The organism is Eubacterium xylanophilum ATCC 35991 (genome assembly GCF_000518685.1).
Taxonomy (GTDB): Bacteria; Bacillota; Clostridia; order Lachnospirales; family Lachnospiraceae; genus Eubacterium_F; species Eubacterium_F xylanophilum.
This window is the reverse complement of sequence record NZ_JAEB01000011.1, coordinates 38,654-55,730: the sequence shown is the minus strand read 5'-3', so window position 1 is coordinate 55,730 and position 17,077 is coordinate 38,654. Positions and strand designations below refer to the sequence as shown.

Below are 17,077 nucleotides of genomic sequence, written 5' to 3'. Positions count from 1 at the left end.
TGACATATACAAAAATCCATTGTATGCTTAAAGTGGCGACAATTGCAGGATTTATGAGATGAAAGGAGTCTAGTCTTGTGAATGCATTAAATGAATTGTCCGTCAAGAGAAACTATTACAATGAACAGTTTGTTAGTGGAGACGGACAGATCGTGAGAAAAGAATTAATTCACGGACACCGAGTTCAAGGTGGAAGTTTCCTTAATATGGTTCAGATTATGAAGGAAGCCAAGGAAGCGGGCCAGACTGATGACAAGTCAGCAGCCAATGCGAATCCTAGTGCCGTTCTTTCCCTTGGAAAAGCCGCTAATTCAAGTGCAGTCGGTAGCACCGTGATGGCAAGAGATGACGCAAGGAATCTGTTGTCAACCGCAGAGGAAGTAGCCTATGCTATTTCTGGTTTGCGCAATACAAACGGAATATTGACTAATGTTGTGAAAAATTTTGCCAAGGCATACAATAATATTATTGTTCGCAATGGTGTTTCTTCAGTTGTTTCTATTTCTCATAACATGTCTTGGATGTCAGGGCTTGTCGAGGGTAATAAACCACAGCTCAACAATATTGGAGTGAGTGTTAAGGAGAACAAAACTCTTTCAGTTAATGAAGATAAGCTAGCCGATGCAGATATCGAAGATGTGAAGGAACTGTTCAGCGAGGGATCAGACTTCTATAGCAAACTTCGAGAGAGAGCTATGGCTGTCGAGAATATTGCCAATAACAGTATTAATAATTATCTTAATTTGAATATTTCATAAACCCATTAGAGGTGCTTTGATGAGAGCCCGATGATGGGTTTATTTTTTTGCGCAAAAAACCCACTAGCTTGGAATATCCATTCTAGTGGGTTTGTATTCTTTCTATATTGTCATCCTGTGCGGATTATTTTACAACAACTTTCTTAGCTGCTGAGTATGCGCTGTAGAGCTTCTTGCCGTTGGCTTTTACATTGTAAGCTCTTACCTTGATGAAGAACTTGCCCTTCTTGAGCTTCTTAACAGCCTTGTTTTTCTTGACATTCTTGAAAGTCTTGTAAGCTTTCTTAGCTTTCTTTGAGTATACAACTTGGTATCCCTTAGCTTTAGCTTTCTTCCAAGAAACAGTAACTTTCTTGCCCTTAACCTTTACCTTTACCTTGGCTGGCTTAGCAGGTTTTTTGACAGCTGATTTCTTGTCTGAAGTCTTTGGAGCAGCTGTCTCTGCAGGTTTTTTTACATTGACAGTTAAAACTGAAGGAGCAAATACAACTTTTGCAACGCCGTCTGCGTTGACGATTTCCTTATTTGCTACAGCGTAGAGTGAATAATCTCCTGCAACTCCGTTTGTGAAAGCTGCAATGTCCTTACCACTAAGAGTGAATTCATCGTTATTAAGAGTAGCACTAACATTTGCCTTCTTGTCGCCCTTCTGGATTACAAATGTAACATCATTTGTCTTATAATCAGACTTGACAATGTTGAAGCTGGCATCATAGCCTTCTTCGTACATTTTAGCCTTTACATCAGCACCTTCTTCGATTTTGAAGTTGTTCTCTGTGAATGCTCCGAAGTTAGTATATGTGGATTTATCAGCATCATATGTTCCTTGGCGGAAGATAGTTACAACGTCGCCGTCCTTGAGTGGAGCTTCGTTGAGGTTGTAACCGTATCCGGTTGTTGGGTTATTAGGAGCAACATTGTTAATTTTGAAACTCCAGTAATCAAATGCCTTAAGAGTCTTCTGTCCAACTACTACAGATGGATTTCCATAAGAGAAAGCATTTCCAAAGTCGAAGCTTGTTTTAGGATTCTTAGCAACATAGTCATTCTCATATTTCATAAGTGCGTGAGCTGCAACAGTTCCCTCAGCAGTTACAACTGGTGTAGTTGTAGTCTCTGTTGATCCTGTGTCTGCGCTTGGAGTTGTAACAGTAAACTTCTTGTTGAGCTCTGCCACATCAGCATCACTGAGTTCAACTGACTCGTTTGCTACGAGTGCACCATCATATTCCATAATGTTGAGTGTCACTTTGATTGCTTTTTTTGCAGTTTCTGCGGCATTAGTACTTGCTGGTGTTGCAGCGAGTGATAGACTCATCGCAAAAGCAAGAATAAATGCTGTGATCTTGTTTGTTTTCATTATTATTCCTCACTTTCAATAATTTTTTTACAATTAGAAATTATACTATATTCTATGGAAAAAAGCAAGGGGCATGCCAAAACAAGAAATTTGAAATAGGCATGCCCCGGTACATTTAATTGAATTCAACTTGCATAATTACCTTCCCATCCTCGTATTTGGCTTCAATCTTGCCGCCGTGGAGATCGACGATTTCCTTGGCGATGCATAGCCCGAGGCCGTATCCATTGGCGCGAGTTCTTGCTTCGTCTACGCGGTAGAATCGATCGAAGAGATGAGAGATTGAGTCGTGGGGAATTGGAGGGGAAGTATTGCAGACGGTTAGCAGGGTTGATGACCCTTTTTTCTTTAGAATAACTTCTATATTTCCCTCGGGAGGAGTATATTTGCATGCGTTATCAAGGAAAATCCCCATGAGTTGTTCGAGTTTGGTGGAATCTCCCTGAATCTTGATGTCTTCTGGGATGTCAGTTTGGATTGTGACATCATTTTCGTAGGCGATTGCCTCAAAGGTTAGAGAAGAGTCGGCGCAGATTTCGGACAAATCAACGGTGGAGAGGTTTAGGGCGGTTTTGTGGGCATCGGACCTAGAGAGGAAGAGGAGATCTGCTACGAGTTTACTCATGTGTTCGGCTTCTTCTCTTATATATGCGAGATTTTTTGAATGTTCGTCGATGGTATCCCGGCGGTTATCTCTGAGAATTGAGGCGTTTGCAAGGATTACTGTGAGAGGTGTTTTGAGTTCGTGAGATGCATCAGCCACGAAATTTCGCTGGCGAATGATGCTCTCCTCGATTGGTCTGATAATCCATTTGCTGAGGAAGTAGGCGAGAATATAGAAGATTATCATGGCCAAGATTCCCGAGATTCCAAAGCCTAAGCAGAGGGATTTGAAGTACTCATTGTCATCGGTATTATCATAAAAGGCATAATCTTTTCCGCCGAATCCCTCCATTGCCATGTAGGTGAGAGGGAAATCAGGGATTTTGCCGTAGCGTTCCTTATTGTGAAGGACATACTGAGAAATCTTTACGATCTCGTCATCGGAAAATGTTCCCTCTTTGGACTCGGAGTGCATCAATTCATCGCCGCGAAAGGAGAGAGTCAATGCGATTTTGTCGGAAAAATGCCTGGGATGTCCGGGGAATGGTGGAGTTTTCGATGTGGAAATTGCATTGGCGAGGGTTTCACGGCACATTTTTTCCTGAGTTTTTAGTGTGCTAATGCACATGAAGGCAAAGACTCCCAAAAGAGTAGCAGTCGTAATTATCATAAATATTAATATGAATTTTTTCTGAAAACTTTTTATCATATGCACATCCCCTTTTATAAGTAAAATATTCCGCAATTATTCACCAGAGCGGTCAAGGCAATAGCCGATTTTGCGGATGGTGCTGATTTTGACATTGCTCTTAATAAATGTGAGTTTTTTTCGTAAAAATGATATATAAACTTCTATGTTATTATCCCCAACATCTGAGTCGATTTCCCAAATGTTGGATATGAGATCTTCCTTGGATGAGATTTTGGATGGATTCATGAGGAGAATCTTCATGATTTCAAATTCCTTGGAAGTTAGACGCACTGATTTTCCTGCGAATTCAAGCTTTGCGCTGTCAAGGTAGAGGATCAATCCATTGAATTCGAGAGTATTCATCACGACTTCGCCTTTTCGCCTGGTGAGAGCGCGTATTCTTGCGAATAGTTCTTCAGGGACAAATGGTTTAGTCAGATAATCATCAGCGCCTGAGTCTAATCCTTTGACCTTGTCATTCCACTGACTTTTGGCAGTGAGCATGAGGACGGGAGTGCCCTTTTTCTGGGCGCGCATCTGTGATACGATTTCAAAACCATTTTTTCCTGGCAACATTACGTCTAGGATTATCAAATCGTAGTAGTCGCTTAGACAGTAATCAAGGCCGTCGTTGCCATTATCTACCAAATCTGCAGTATAATTTGCACTTGTAATTAAATCAAGAAGCGTATCTCCAAGTCTTGGGTCGTCTTCGACAATTAAAATTTTCATAGGCATATTCCCCCCTGGCGGAACATTTTTCTTTTAAATATATATTAACATAAAAACCTTAATTTGTTCTTAAATTATTGCAAATATTCCGCAAAAAGTGTATTATAGACATAACCCTAAATTCCTAGTAACTTTAACAAATGCAATAAGAGAGGTAAAGTTTATGGATAATTTTAATTTTTACAGTCCAACGGAGTTTGTGTTCGGGCGTGGTCGCGAAAATGAGTGCGGAGAGTGTGTTAAGAGATATGGTGGAAGCAAGGTGCTTGTTCACTATGGTTCACAGTCTGCAGTTAAGTCAGGTTTGATTGATAGAGTGAGGAAATCCCTGGCGGCTAGCGACATTGAGTTTGTGGAGCTCGGCGGAGTTCAGCCTAATCCACGTGATACTTTGATTTATAAGGGTATTGAGATTTGTAAAAAAGAGGGCGTTGATTTTATATTGTCTGTTGGTGGTGGTTCCTGTATCGATTCATCAAAGGCTATTGCTATCGGAACGCTATATGATGGCGATTTCTGGGATTTCTACGGAACAGGCAAACCGGTTGAGAAGGCTCTTCCAATCGGAACAATTCTTACCATTGCAGCGGCAGGTAGTGAGGGATCTGGCGCATCTGTGGTAACGAAAGAAGAGGGAATGCTTAAGAGAGATGTTGGATCAGATAAGATTAGACCGCGTTTTTCTATCCTAAATCCAGAGCTCACAACGACGCTTCCACCTTATCAGACGGCATGTGGCGCAACTGATATTATGGCGCATATTTTTGAGAGATATTTCACCAATACAAAGGAAGTGGAAGTTACAGATAGACTCTGCGAGGGATTGCTTTTGACGATGATTAAGGAGACACCTAGAGTTATGAAGGAGCCGGATAACTACGAGGCTCGTGCCAATATCATGTGGGCCGGAACGGTTGCGCACAATGACATCGTGGGTGTTGGAAGAAGTCAGGATTGGAGCAGCCATGTTATTGAGCATGAGTTGTCAGGACTTTATGACTGCGCACATGGCGCAGGATTGGCTGTTGTGATGCCAGCGTGGATGGAGTTTGCATATAAGCATGACGTCATGAGATTTGCTCAGGTTGCAACAAGAGTCTGGGGATGCGAGATGAACTTTGCCGATCCTGAGGTGACGGCCCTGGAGGGAATCGCATGTTTCAGAAGATTTCTCAAGAGTATCGGCATGCCAATTAACTTTGAGGAGCTTGATGCCAAGGAAGAGGATATCCCTATTTTGGTAGAAAAATTGGGACTTGGCGACGGCAAGAAGCCTGGATTTGTTGATTTGTCATCAGCTGATGTGGCAGAGATTTTGCACATTGCAGCTAATGCAACAATCTAATATGTAAAATATTCAGAAAGAAGGAATTCGATGAGTTTACTTGGTAATATTTTGTGGTTGATATGCGGAGGATTTTGCAGCGGACTGTCTTGGTTGATTGCGGGTGTGCTTTGCTGTATTACTATTGTGGGAATACCTATTGGAATGCAGTGCTTTAAGTTTGCAGCACTTGGCTTTTGCCCTTTTGGAAAAGATGTTGAGTACGGAAATGGCACAGTGTCAGTCCTAGCCAATATTGTTTGGCTAATTGTAATTGGAATTCCGATGGCAATTGGTCACGCGACTGCAGGATTGTGCCTATGCATAACAATTATTGGAATTCCTTTTGGATTGCAGTTTTTCAAACTTGCAAAGTTGTCATTGATGCCATTTGGTGCGGAAATCGTGTATTTGTAATTAAAAAAGATAGAGAGCCCCAACTTGTGGAAACGAGACGGGGCTTATTTCAACTTGTCATTTTTTAGGAAAGTAGGTGTGTTATATGAGAAAAATTAAATTTATATTATATTTTCTTTCTACAATTGTAGTGTCGAGTTTGTTCGGCATGCATGAAGAATGTAATGCTGCCGTTGAGTGGGGCGGAAAGAGTATTAGTAAAATAAGCTTTGGTAGTTTTTGGCAAAAAGACAATATGACAAAGGAGCCAATTGTGTGGGATATATGCTCTTTAGATGGTAATGTTGCATGTCTAACTACAAAAAATTGCCTTCATTATATGACATTTTCTGATACATGGGCAAAAAAAACAACTTGGAAAAACTCGACATGTAGAAAATGGCTTAATGAATATTTCTATAAAAATGCTTTTTCTACAAAAGAGCGAGAGTCGATGATTCCTATTAAAAAGAATTTATTCGATTACACGGAAACCAATGACAATGTGTGCCTTCCTGTATTTGCTACGAACATTTCTCAAACGAGTGAATTCGCGCAAAATGTGGTAGAAAAATACAATCTAAAAGAAAGGTTTACGTACTGGGCACTTATGATGAAAGGAAAAGGTGATACTATTCTCGAACACAAAATAACAACTGCTCTTTCATACCCAGGAGAGCCTATTGGGTATGTCAAGGAAGAAAAGGGAAGCGATGTTATAATCAAAAATAGATACTTTGCAATAAGACCAACGATTTATGTTGACTTGTCGAAAGGGGGATGGAATATTGTAGAATATTTCGACAGAGAAAAGGGAAATTGGATTACGTATCCGGATTCTCGTGATGCTACGAAGACAGAAGCCTCATCTTCTGAAGGAGGGCGTATAATCAGGCCTGAGAACTTACATGTAATTAAACCCCAATACAAGAGCTTCAACATAAAAAAGATTTCAATTAAGAATTCTAAGAAACGGGCAAATAAAGTGAGATTGAAATGGAAAAAAACTGGAGATGCTACTAGTTATAATCTTTGGTATTCCACCTCAAAGAAGTTTTCAAAAAGCAAAACTAAGAAACTAAAGATTACTAAGACAAGTTGTGTGATTAAGCTCAAAAAAAGCAAAAAGTATTATGTCAAAGCTCGTGGTGTGCTGAAGGTGGACAAGATTACAGCGCATGGAAAATGGTCCAAGATAAAAACTATATAAAATTTTTAAGGATGATATTTTGATAAGAGGAATCGCATTTTTATGGTCTTACAAGCAAAGCTTGTAAGACCATAAAAAAAGTATTGATTTTTTTCTCAAAAAGTGATATAGTAGTACATGGTTAGTGATAGCTAACAAGAAGTAGATGAGGCTAATAAAATATTCTAGGAGGTTTGTAATGTCAGAAGAACTGCTTGTTAAGCACTGTTCTCCCACACTCGCTGGCTTGAAAACCGGCAATTTGTTCAGTTGCGAGTTTGAAACTGAAGAAGAGCTCCGTGAGACTGTGAGAAGATGGAATCAGACATTGGGGAATAAAGGATTGAGATGTATTCCTATGAAGATGAGCAGAGACAGGGTGCTTATATATGTATACAGAATTTCAAAGCTATCATATGATCTTGAAGATGATATGGCATCAAAGCTTTTAGAGAAATGTGGCTATGAAGTTGACAAACCGGAAAGGTGTGTGGTTCATCTAAAAAATCGTCTAATAAATTCTGCCGAGTTTCCCCATGAAATTGGACTATTTTTGGGGTATCCACCAGAGGATGTATATGGCTTTATAAAGAATAAGGCTGCTAATTGTAAGTGTGTTGGGTGTTGGAAAGTTTATGGAGATGTAAAAAATGCAAAATCAACTTTTGATAAATACAGAAAATGCACAGACATATATTGTGAGCAATGGACTAGTGGAAAATCCCTTGATAAGTTGGTTGTTGCCGGATAAATATTATCGTAAAGACAGACAGAATATTTGTCTAAAAATATAGAAAGAATGAGGTATTGATTATGAGTAAAGTTGCAGTTGTATATTGGAGTGGAACAGGTAACACTGAAGCTATGGCAAATGCCGTTGTTGACGGAGCTAAAGCAAAGGGAGCTGAGGTTGATGTATTTGGACCTGAGTTTACGGCAGATAAGGTTGCACAGTATGATGGGATAGCATTTGGATGCCCGGCAATGGGAGCTGAGGTCCTCGAAGAGGTAGAGTTTGATCCAATGTTTACATCTGTTGAATCATCACTTGGTGGCAAGAAGATTGCTTTGTTTGGTTCATACGGCTGGGGCGATGGCCAGTGGATGCGTGATTGGGAGGAGCGCTGCAATGCGGCGGGAGCTACACTTGTTGTAGATAGTGTGATGGCTAACGACGCTCCTGATGATAGTGCTATTGCTGCATGCGAGGCGCTTGGAGGAGCATTAGCATAAAGTTTTTCCTTGATATAATATTATTAACGAAAGAGGAGACCGAGTGGGTCTCCTCTTTGCTTGAAATAAGAAATATGGTATAATGCTTGTGGGGGTATAAACTATATAAAACTTTTAAGGAGATTATTATGAAAAAAGTAAGTAAAATTATGGGCAATATCTTATTTGCTGCCAGTGTTTGTGGACTTGTTGCATTTTCAGATAATGCAATAATTAGTGCTAAGGGAGCAGATGAGGTGTTAGTTACTCTCGATGGAGACGTTGGAGAGAAGAAGATTGACAAGATCACTAAGGGATTGGCCGATGGTTATGAGATCATCAGCGGAAAATTTGACATTAACAACAAGCTTCCGAAGAAAAAGCGGGAGAGGTTAAAGAAGTATCTAAAAAAGAAAGATTACAAGACTATTGTTGCAGTTGATGTCAAGAATAAAATTGGTTTGATGGATGCCATGGACAGGATTGAGGACAAGAGTGGTGTTGAGTCGGTAGATTGCAATTTTTCCACTACTGAGGTTGAGTCTATCGATCTAGATGATACTTTTGTGGGTAAACAGACATACCTATCTAATATAAATGTAGAACCTGCTTGGAAAGACATAAAAAACTCACGCCTCGATACCCAATACGTGGCTGTCATAGATTCAGGATTGCAAGTCAAAAATCCTGATTTTGCGGGAATGTATCTTGATGATTATTCTGTTGATATTAGAAGTGAAGTGGATGGTGGTTATGAAAAATTATCCGCTCAAAGTAAACCTGATGAGATGGGACATGGAACCCATGTGGCAGGAATTATTGCAGCAAAAGCGAATAATAGAATAGGAACTGCTGGAGTTGCTACAGGAGGAAGTAATGATGTATGCAAATTGATGGCTATCAAAGCGGTACACATATATGACGATCCTAAGCGTGGAATGACAATGAAGGTTTTTGAAGATGCGGATGTCGTTAAGGCGATTCAATATGCAGTTGCAAATGGAGCAGATGTTATAAATATGAGTATTGCCGGAAGAAGTCACAGTGATGCAGTTCAAACAGCTATTAATAATGCCTACGAGGCTGGGGTATTAGTAGTTGCGGCTAAGGGAAATGCTTCGCTTGATACAACTGATTTTCCGTATTATCCATCCGATTATGAAAATGTGATTTCTGTTTCAGCTACAGATTCAGCCAACAAACTTGCTGGATTTTCAAATTATGGAAATGTGGATATTGCAGCGCCGGGAGATTCAATAGAAAGTTCGTCGAATACAACTAATTCTGCGGGATTAATGACTATGTCAGGAACGTCCATGGCAACGCCGATGGTAACTGCTACAATAGCAATGATGAAGAGTCTAGGAATTACGAGTAACTCCAAGTGTGAGAAGATTTTATATAATACTGCTCAAAATATTGGAAGCAGTTTGTATTATGGACATGGACTTTTGGATGCTGGTTATGCGGTGCAAAAGGCAAATTATGAATGTCTGACCAATTTGAAGGATCCTGCGCCTTCGGCATACGCTGTTTGGACTAAAAATTATTGTGAAATGTTGATTACATTAAGGTTCAATAGGTACGCAGACGGATACAGAATATATGTATCCGGGGGAGATCCGGTTATGAATTTTAAATGCTGCAAAACGATTAAAAGAAAAAGTATGAGTGCTGCTGGTGTATCTACTAGGATAAATTGCCTGAGTCTTCCACAGCCTATAAGGAACAGGTGGTGTGTAAAGGTTAGGCCGTTTATTTATAGTGATTATGGAAGCGATAAAATAGACGGTGAGAAGATAGCGAACGGACCATTTTCACAGTACACGTATGTGACAGTTCCGAAAAAGAACTAAAACAGGAAGAGGCCAACCAGAGAGAGACTTCAATGCGCATACACCTCGTCTCGAGTCGGTTGGACTCTTCCTGTTTTTAGACTGCCTTAGTGTGACAGCCCCAATTATTTTTTAAAGAACTGCTGAAGCCATTCTCTAACTTGCTCTTCATCATTTGGATCAATGTACTTATATGAATCCAAATTCTCAGGCGTTACCTGTGACCAATCGATGGTTGAAGCAAAGACGCAGATCAACACAAGTCCAATTGCGAATGAAATACCACTTATAACAAGTCCAACAATACCAAGACTTTTGCCTTTTCCGGTTCCTTTAATAGTTGCGATTATACCTAGAATTAAACCTATAATAGCAAGTAGAAGGTTCAATCCGTAGCAACAGCAACATAGAATGGAAACAACTCCAAGGACGATACTGGCGATTGCCATGCCCTTGAGATGGTCTTCTTCTTCGTTGTTATTGTTAGTATAAACCGGCTGATTGTATGGCATTTGTCCGTTGTTATACTGATCATTTTGATTATAGGGTTGGTTTAGAGTGTATGAACCATTTTGAGGTTGATCAACATCTCTAAAATTCGAGTTATTATTTTGATTATAGGGTTGGTTATTGCCTGGGTTTGCCCCTTGATTGTAATCATTATTTGGGGTATTATTATCCATTGTAATATCTCCTTTCTCTTAAATTCCTACAATATTTCTCAAATAATTAAGTTTAAACATTATATCTTCACCTGTATTGTCATCCAGGGCATCAGGCACCTTTGGAACTTCCGGCATAGGCGTAGGTGACGCTTGACTCGGAAATTCCTTGCCCGGCAGGGCGTTGAGGTAATCTGATCCCGCAGATGAATACAGAAAAATATAGACGATTGCAACGGAAATTCCAATCAGAATTCCGACACTTCCCGTCACGATGCCCGCATAAGCGAGCTCGCGACGTTTGCGGAGTGGGCTTTTCAGCGCAAATACTCCGACGATAATGGCAATTGTACCATTTATAATACTAAAATACCAAGTACAAGCAGTCAGAATTGAAATTATTCCGAACACCAGGGAGAGTACGGCATTTGTGTTATTCTTATTTTCCATACATTATCCTCCTGTTGCGAGGCGGTGGTTAATCCTGAACCTCAACCTGACGAATTTCCTTTGTCTCGATTTCCTTCAAGATATCCTGTAAAAATGTTCCGAGAGGCTTCTGGCCTTCATCGCCGCAGAAACGGCTGCGCACGGAAACTACGCCTTCCTCTTCTTCCTTCTGACCTACAATGAGCATGTAAGGCACTCTCTTAAGTCTTGCCTCACGAATCTTGAATCCAATTTTCTCAGATCGGTTGTCAACTGTTACGTCGATGCCGTTCTTGTAGAGTTCCTCATATACTTTTTGCGCATAGTCGGAATATTTTTCTGAGATAGGAAGGACTCTAACCTGCTCAGGACAAAGCCATGTTGGGAAAAGTCCTGAATACTTCTCGATAAGCCAAGCGAGTGTTCTCTCGTAGCATCCAATAGATGTACGATGGATGATGTAAGGGCGCTGTTTGTCGCCGTTTTCATCGATATAATACATGTCAAATTTCTCGGCAATAAGAGCATCCCACTGAATTGTAATCATTGTATCTTCCTTGCCATAAACATTTTTGGCATTGATATCAACCTTTGGTCCATAGAATGCGGCCTCTCCCACATCCTCTGTGAATGGAATATTTAACTCGTTGAGAATCTGACGGATGCTTCCCTCTGTCTCCTCCCAAACTTCTGCAGAACCTTCATACTTGTCTGAGTTTTCAGGATCCCACTTTGAGAGATGATAAGTTACATCTTCCTCAAGACCGAGAGTCTGAAGGCAATACTGTGCAAGTGCGATACAGTCCTTGAACTCAGAAACCATCTGGTCTGGGCGAACGATGAGGTGTCCCTCTGAAATCGTAAACTGGCGAACTCGTGTAAGTCCGTGCATCTCTCCTGAATCCTCATTTCTGAAGAGCGTAGAAGTCTCACCATATCGGCAAGGCAAATCTCTGTAGGACTTGCGACTGGCCTTATAGACATAGTACTGGAATGGACATGTCATAGGGCGAAGTGCAAATACTTCCTTGTCTTTCTCCTCGTCGCCAAGGACAAACATTCCGTCCTTGTAGTGATCCCAGTGTCCTGAAATCTTATAGAGATCTGATTTGGCCATAAGTGGTGTCTGTGTTCTCACATAGCCACGACGATCTTCCTCGTCCTCAATCCATCTCTTGAGTTTGTTCATGATTTTAACGCCATTTGGCATTATGAGTGGGAGACCCTGTCCAATTACATCGACAGTTGTGAAAATCTCCATCTCTCGACCAAGTTTATTGTGGTCGCGCTTCTTAATGTCCTCAAGGTGCTCGAGGTAGGCATCGAGGTCAGCTTTTTTTGTATAAGCTGTTCCATAGATACGTGTGAGCATCTTGTTTTTCTCGCTTCCGCGCCAGTATGCGCCTGAAGAAGAAATGAGCTTAACAGCCTTGAGTGGCTTTGTGCTCATAAGGTGAGGACCTGCACAGAGGTCGATGAATTCACCCTGCTGATAGAATGAAATCTCGGCATCCTCAGGGAGATCATTAATCAACTCAACCTTGTAAGGCTCCTGACGTTCCTCCATAAGCTTGATGGCCTCATCTCTTGAGAGAGTAAAGCGCTCAATAGGAAATCCCTCCTTGATAACTTTCTTGATTTCCTTCTCGATATTGTCGAGTGCTTCTCTGTCGAGAGACTCCATATCAAAATCATAATAGAATCCATCTTCAATAGAAGGTCCGATGGCACACTTGGCATCCGGATAAAGTCTCTTAATAGCCTGTGCCAAAACGTGTGAAGCAGTATGTCTATACGCTCTACGACCACCTTCACTGTCAAATGTAAGTATATTTAATTCATGTTCTCCGTCTACTACTGTTCTGAGGTCCACTACCTCTCCGTCAAGTTCTGCTGCACAGGCAACACGTGCAAGTCCTTCGCTAATATCCTTGGCGATATCAATAATGGACATTGCTGATTCGTACTCTTTGCTTGAACCGTCTTTAAGTACTACTTTCATTAATAATCACTTTCCTTTCGTATTGTATTTCCCAATAAAAAAATCCCTATAAACACTTAGTGTTCATAGGGACGGTAATAATCATATTCCGCGGTTCCACCCTAATTGGCATTAGATAATAGCACCAAAAGCACTTGATATCAATACCCGGCTTCATTAGCTGTAACGTTGCAAACGGCCCGGATTGGGGGCACTCAGAGGTAGTCTTCGCATGCTTCCGTATGAGAACGCTTCCAGCACTTGCGCTCCTCTCTGGCATCTTCCACATGTTACTCGTCTCGTCATCGTGTTAGGGTAAATTATAGACTCTTTTTCTTGGGATGTCAAGGGGTAGGGGGAAGAAAATTGTCTATTTCACGGACCATTTTCTATCGGAAGAATTATAATAAAGTGGATAGATGACACCATCAACCATCACCACTCTAGCTTCGTATTCCAATGAGTCGAAATTGTATAGTATTGTTGTCTTCACTATCTTGTAATCTGGTTTCTCAAACTGCTTAGCCGCCGCGCTTATGGAAGTTCGCGGGAAAATAGGATAAAGTGGATTTTTGTAAAAGACTATTCCCGGTGCGATAGCAAGGGCGATTCCTGCAATGGCGAGGAGTGGTTTTAATATCTTTGTATCAAGTCCCTTGACGACCTTCCTGAGAATTAGTCCACCCGCCGCACCGATAAATGTGAATACAACAATTATTATTCCAAGATTTAAAAATGTAGATAAGTCAGATGCATTGTTTGCGATGAATTGTGGTTCTTTCTCAAAATTGAGATATGTAGCAGACATAATCAATCCAAGTACTGTGGGAATAAAAAAGTACTTGCCAACAATCAAAGCGGTCAATAGCCCTATAATAGGCATAATCACTATTACTTGCGGGATGTCATAACTAACAAATAATTGTATAAATTCCCACAATGCAACCAAACTTGCCACCACTATGGCAAGGCTTTTTAGAAGAAAATAGAATTTTTTTTGTTTATTACTATCAGTCATCAGTAACCTCCTTGGGATAGTATCTAGTTAATGATACAACAAAAGTAAGGAAAAGGCAAGTTTGGAGGGGGAATGGGGCCCTCTAAAAACTTAATGAACTCTCTTCACAATTTTGCCACATTTATATAATATAATATTCAATGGTGATTTGTCGCAAATGCGAAAACGCCGACAAATAGGGAATTTCGAGAAGAAATGAGGTTAAAGAAGATATGGAACATCTAGACATGCTAGAGTACAAGAGTGTGCATATTTTGAGAGAGGCATACAGTGAATTAGGTAATTTGTGTATGTTGTGGTCGATAGGTAAGGATAGCACGGTTTTGTTATGGCTTGCGAGAAAAGCTTTTTTTGGGCATGTGCCAATTCCATTGGTTCATGTAGATACACATTATAAGATTCCAGAGATGACAGAGTATAGGGATAGATTGGCTGCGGAGTGGAATCTTGACATGATTTATGGAGAGAATACTGAAGCTCTGGAGAAAAAGCAGACTTTCCCAGATGGCAATGCTACCCATATCGAGTGTTGTAGAGCACTTAAGACGGAAGCTTTGACTAATACACTTAATGCGTCTTGGCCTAGATATAGATTTAACCATAGCAAGGGAATTTACGAGAAGGATGTCAACATTGAGCCGTATACTGGTGTAATTGTTGGAGTTCGCGCTGATGAGGAGGGTAGCCGCTCTAAGGAGAGGTATTTTTCACCGCGTGATAAGAACAATGACTGGGATGTGGGAGACCAGCCACCTGAGTTTTGGAATCAGTATAAGACCGATTGGGCGCCGGGGACGCATGTGCGAGTTCACCCATTGCTCGATTGGACGGAGCTAGATATATGGGAGTATATCAAGCGTGAAAATATTCCGGTAGTTCCGCTTTACTTTGATCAGGGGAACGGAAAGAGGTATCGCTCGCTGGGGTGTGCCCCATGTACGGGAACGGTAGATTCTACAGCGAAAAATGTTGATGATATTATAGAAGAATTGAAGACTGGAAAATTTGCCAATATTGCTGAGCGATCAGGTAGAGCTCAGGACAAAGAGGGTGGCGGAGGACTTGAGGAACTCAGAAAGGAAGGGTATATGTAATGAAGAAAGAAGATATGAACATAGTTATCGTTGGTCACGTTGATCACGGTAAGAGTACCCTTATGGGACGTCTTCTCGCAGATACTGATTCCCTTCCACAGGGTAAGTTAGAGCAGGTTAAGGAGACATGTCGACGCAATTCGAAGCCGTTTGAGTATGCATTTTTGTTGGATGCCCTGAAGGACGAGCAGTCTCAGGGAATAACGATAGACACGGCGAGGTGCTTTTTTAAGACAGAGAAGAGAGATTATATTATTCTTGATGCGCCGGGGCACATAGAATTCTTGAAAAACATGATTACGGGAGCGGCCAGAGCTAGTGCGGCACTGCTCATGATAGATGCCAAGGAAGGTGTTCAGGAGAATTCAAGGAGACACGCATATATGCTGTCAATGCTTGGGATCAAGCAGATTGCAGTTGTAATCAACAAGATGGATTTGGTGGACTATTCTCAGGAGGTATTTGAGAAGGTCAAGGCAGAGTATCTCGAGTTTTTAAAGCAGATAAATATTCAGCCAAAGTTTGTGCTCCCCGTAAGTGCATTTCAGGGTGAGAATATCGTAAAACCAAGTGATAAGATGCCTTGGTATGACGGAATGGACATTCTCCAAGTGCTTGACGGGTTTGAGTGTGAGGAAGAAAAGGACAAGCAGGCATTTAGAATGCCGGTTCAGGATGTCTATAAATTCACGAAAAACGGCGATGACAGAAGAATTGTCGCCGGTACCATAGAGTCGGGAACAATTAGGCCCGGGGATGAAGTTGTATTCTATCCATCGGGAAAGAAAAGCCACATTAAGACGATAGAGACATTTAATGCCCCACCTATTTTAGAAGGTAAGCCTGGAATGGCTATCGGATTTACCATTAAGGAGCAGATTTATATTACCCGCGGTGAGATTATGGCAATCAAGGGTGAGATGGAGCCTAAGAGTTCGTCGAGGATAGCGGCCAATGTATTTTGGCTTGGTAAGAAGCCTTTGGCGCCAGGTAAGAATTATTTCTTAAAAATAGGCGGCGAGAAGGTTCGCATGGAGATTGAAGAGATTAAGGGAGTTATTAATTCTTCGAATCTCTCGTCAGAGGGCGATTTTTCTGTGATTGAGAAAAACGAAGTCGGTGAGGTTGTCATTAAGACAGAGAAGCCTATTGCATTTGACCTTGTGGAGGAGAATGCAGCTACGAGTAGATTTGTAATTGTCGATGAGTACGAGATTGCCGGCGGTGGAATTATCACGGAATCACTTGTGGATGACGAGGCGGATATCCGCACATCTACAAGACTTCGTAATTATAAGTGGGAAACCGGAGAGGTTGATTCCGAGACGAGAATTGACCATTATGCCCAGAGACCTAGACTCATACTTCTTACAGGTGAAAAGAATACCGGCAAGAAGGAGCTGGCAAAGGCCCTTGAAAAAGTGCTGATTGACAAGGGAAGATACGTCTATTATATGGGTATCGGTTCATACCTATACGGAGTCGGAGCAGACACCAAGAAGCCTGGAAAGGAAGACCACAAGGAGCAGATAAGAAGATTTGGTGAGGTTGCCAATCTTATGCTTGATGCGGGAATGATTCTGATTGTTACAGGTACTAATATGACTGAAAGTGACAGGAGAATTATAAAGACTGTAATCCAAGGTGATATGGATGTTTATTGGGTAGGCGATGAATATACCACTGATATAAGGGCTGATCATCAGCTCCCGGATAGTGAGTTTGATTATAATAAGAACATTGCATATATTATAGAGCAGCTTAGAAAGTCAAACACAATTTTTTATTAGTAA

General features: G+C 41.1%; 16 protein-coding genes. 9 read left to right on the top strand and 7 right to left on the bottom strand.

Annotation, left to right across the window (positions count from 1 at the left end; genetic code table 11):
• The first annotated feature begins 77 nt into the window (after positions 1 to 77).
• Positions 78 to 758 (top strand): hypothetical protein, encoded by a 681-nt coding sequence (locus L877_RS0102765; protein WP_026834795.1) that lies wholly within the window; start codon positions 78 to 80, stop codon positions 756 to 758.
• Between the two features lie 124 nt (positions 759 to 882).
• On the opposite strand, the gene L877_RS0102760 is transcribed toward L877_RS0102765, so the two are convergent.
• From L877_RS0102760 to L877_RS0102750, 3 genes are all read right to left on the bottom strand, one after another.
• Complete coding sequence (locus L877_RS0102760) at positions 883 to 2,118, bottom strand: hypothetical protein (RefSeq protein WP_026834794.1); 1,236 nt, start codon at positions 2,116 to 2,118, stop codon at positions 883 to 885.
• Between the two features lie 115 nt (positions 2,119 to 2,233).
• On the bottom strand, positions 2,234 to 3,430 hold the full coding sequence (locus L877_RS13320; RefSeq protein ID WP_051437627.1) for a sensor histidine kinase: 1,197 nt from the start codon (positions 3,428 to 3,430) through the stop codon (positions 2,234 to 2,236).
• 36 nt (positions 3,431 to 3,466) lie between these two features.
• Positions 3,467 to 4,144 (bottom strand): response regulator transcription factor, encoded by a 678-nt coding sequence (locus L877_RS0102750; RefSeq protein WP_026834793.1) that lies wholly within the window; start codon positions 4,142 to 4,144, stop codon positions 3,467 to 3,469.
• A 163-nt stretch (positions 4,145 to 4,307) separates the two neighbouring features.
• Between L877_RS0102750 and L877_RS0102745 the strand changes: the two genes are divergently transcribed.
• The 6 genes from L877_RS0102745 to L877_RS0102720 all read left to right on the top strand — a co-directional run bounded on the left by L877_RS0102745 (position 4,308) and on the right by L877_RS0102720 (position 10,121).
• Positions 4,308 to 5,489 carry an iron-containing alcohol dehydrogenase gene (locus L877_RS0102745; RefSeq protein WP_026834792.1) on the top strand — a complete coding sequence of 394 codons (1,182 nt, stop codon included), beginning with the start codon at positions 4,308 to 4,310 and terminating at the stop codon, positions 5,487 to 5,489.
• A gap of 30 nt (positions 5,490 to 5,519) precedes the next feature.
• A complete protein-coding gene (locus L877_RS0102740) occupies positions 5,520 to 5,885 on the top strand; it encodes a YccF domain-containing protein (protein WP_026834791.1) in 366 nt (121 codons plus the stop codon).
• 85 nt (positions 5,886 to 5,970) lie between these two features.
• On the top strand, positions 5,971 to 7,074 hold the full coding sequence (locus L877_RS0102735) for a DUF6273 domain-containing protein (protein WP_026834790.1): 1,104 nt from the start codon (positions 5,971 to 5,973) through the stop codon (positions 7,072 to 7,074).
• A 178-nt stretch (positions 7,075 to 7,252) separates the two neighbouring features.
• The gene (locus L877_RS0102730; RefSeq protein ID WP_026834789.1) at positions 7,253 to 7,804 is read left to right on the top strand and encodes a DUF3793 family protein; all 552 of its coding nucleotides are present in this window, start codon (positions 7,253 to 7,255) and stop codon (positions 7,802 to 7,804) included.
• A gap of 62 nt (positions 7,805 to 7,866) precedes the next feature.
• Complete coding sequence (locus tag L877_RS0102725) at positions 7,867 to 8,286, top strand: flavodoxin (protein ID WP_026834788.1); 420 nt, start codon at positions 7,867 to 7,869, stop codon at positions 8,284 to 8,286.
• 128 nt (positions 8,287 to 8,414) lie between these two features.
• Positions 8,415 to 10,121, top strand: a complete 1,707-nt coding sequence (locus L877_RS0102720) for a S8 family peptidase (RefSeq protein WP_026834787.1) — start codon at positions 8,415 to 8,417, stop codon at positions 10,119 to 10,121.
• Positions 10,122 to 10,225: 104 nt separating this feature from the next.
• Here the strand turns inward: L877_RS0102720 and L877_RS13315 are convergent, their stop codons facing one another.
• The 4 genes from L877_RS13315 to L877_RS0102695 form a co-directional block, all read right to left on the bottom strand.
• The gene (locus L877_RS13315; RefSeq protein ID WP_051437626.1) at positions 10,226 to 10,783 is read right to left on the bottom strand and encodes a DUF4190 domain-containing protein; all 558 of its coding nucleotides are present in this window, start codon (positions 10,781 to 10,783) and stop codon (positions 10,226 to 10,228) included.
• Positions 10,784 to 10,801: 18 nt separating this feature from the next.
• Positions 10,802 to 11,212, bottom strand: a complete 411-nt coding sequence (locus L877_RS11855; RefSeq protein WP_034784925.1) for a DUF4190 domain-containing protein — start codon at positions 11,210 to 11,212, stop codon at positions 10,802 to 10,804.
• 28 nt (positions 11,213 to 11,240) lie between these two features.
• Positions 11,241 to 13,193: a threonine--tRNA ligase gene (gene thrS, locus L877_RS0102705; RefSeq protein WP_026834786.1), complete on the bottom strand. Its 1,953-nt coding sequence runs from the start codon at positions 13,191 to 13,193 to the stop codon at positions 11,241 to 11,243.
• Between the two features lie 349 nt (positions 13,194 to 13,542).
• The gene (locus L877_RS0102695) at positions 13,543 to 14,190 is read right to left on the bottom strand and encodes a hypothetical protein (protein WP_026834784.1); all 648 of its coding nucleotides are present in this window, start codon (positions 14,188 to 14,190) and stop codon (positions 13,543 to 13,545) included.
• A 212-nt stretch (positions 14,191 to 14,402) separates the two neighbouring features.
• On the opposite strand from L877_RS0102695, the gene cysD reads away from it, so the two are divergent.
• Both cysD and L877_RS0102685 read left to right on the top strand, forming a co-directional pair.
• Positions 14,403 to 15,284 carry a sulfate adenylyltransferase subunit CysD gene (gene cysD / locus L877_RS0102690; RefSeq protein ID WP_026834783.1) on the top strand — a complete coding sequence of 294 codons (882 nt, stop codon included), beginning with the start codon at positions 14,403 to 14,405 and terminating at the stop codon, positions 15,282 to 15,284.
• Entirely contained in the window at positions 15,284 to 17,074 is a 1,791-nt protein-coding gene (locus L877_RS0102685) for a GTP-binding protein (RefSeq protein WP_026834782.1), read from the top strand. Before cysD ends, L877_RS0102685 begins: the two co-directional genes overlap by 1 nt.
• Positions 17,075 to 17,077: the final 3 nt, after the last annotated feature.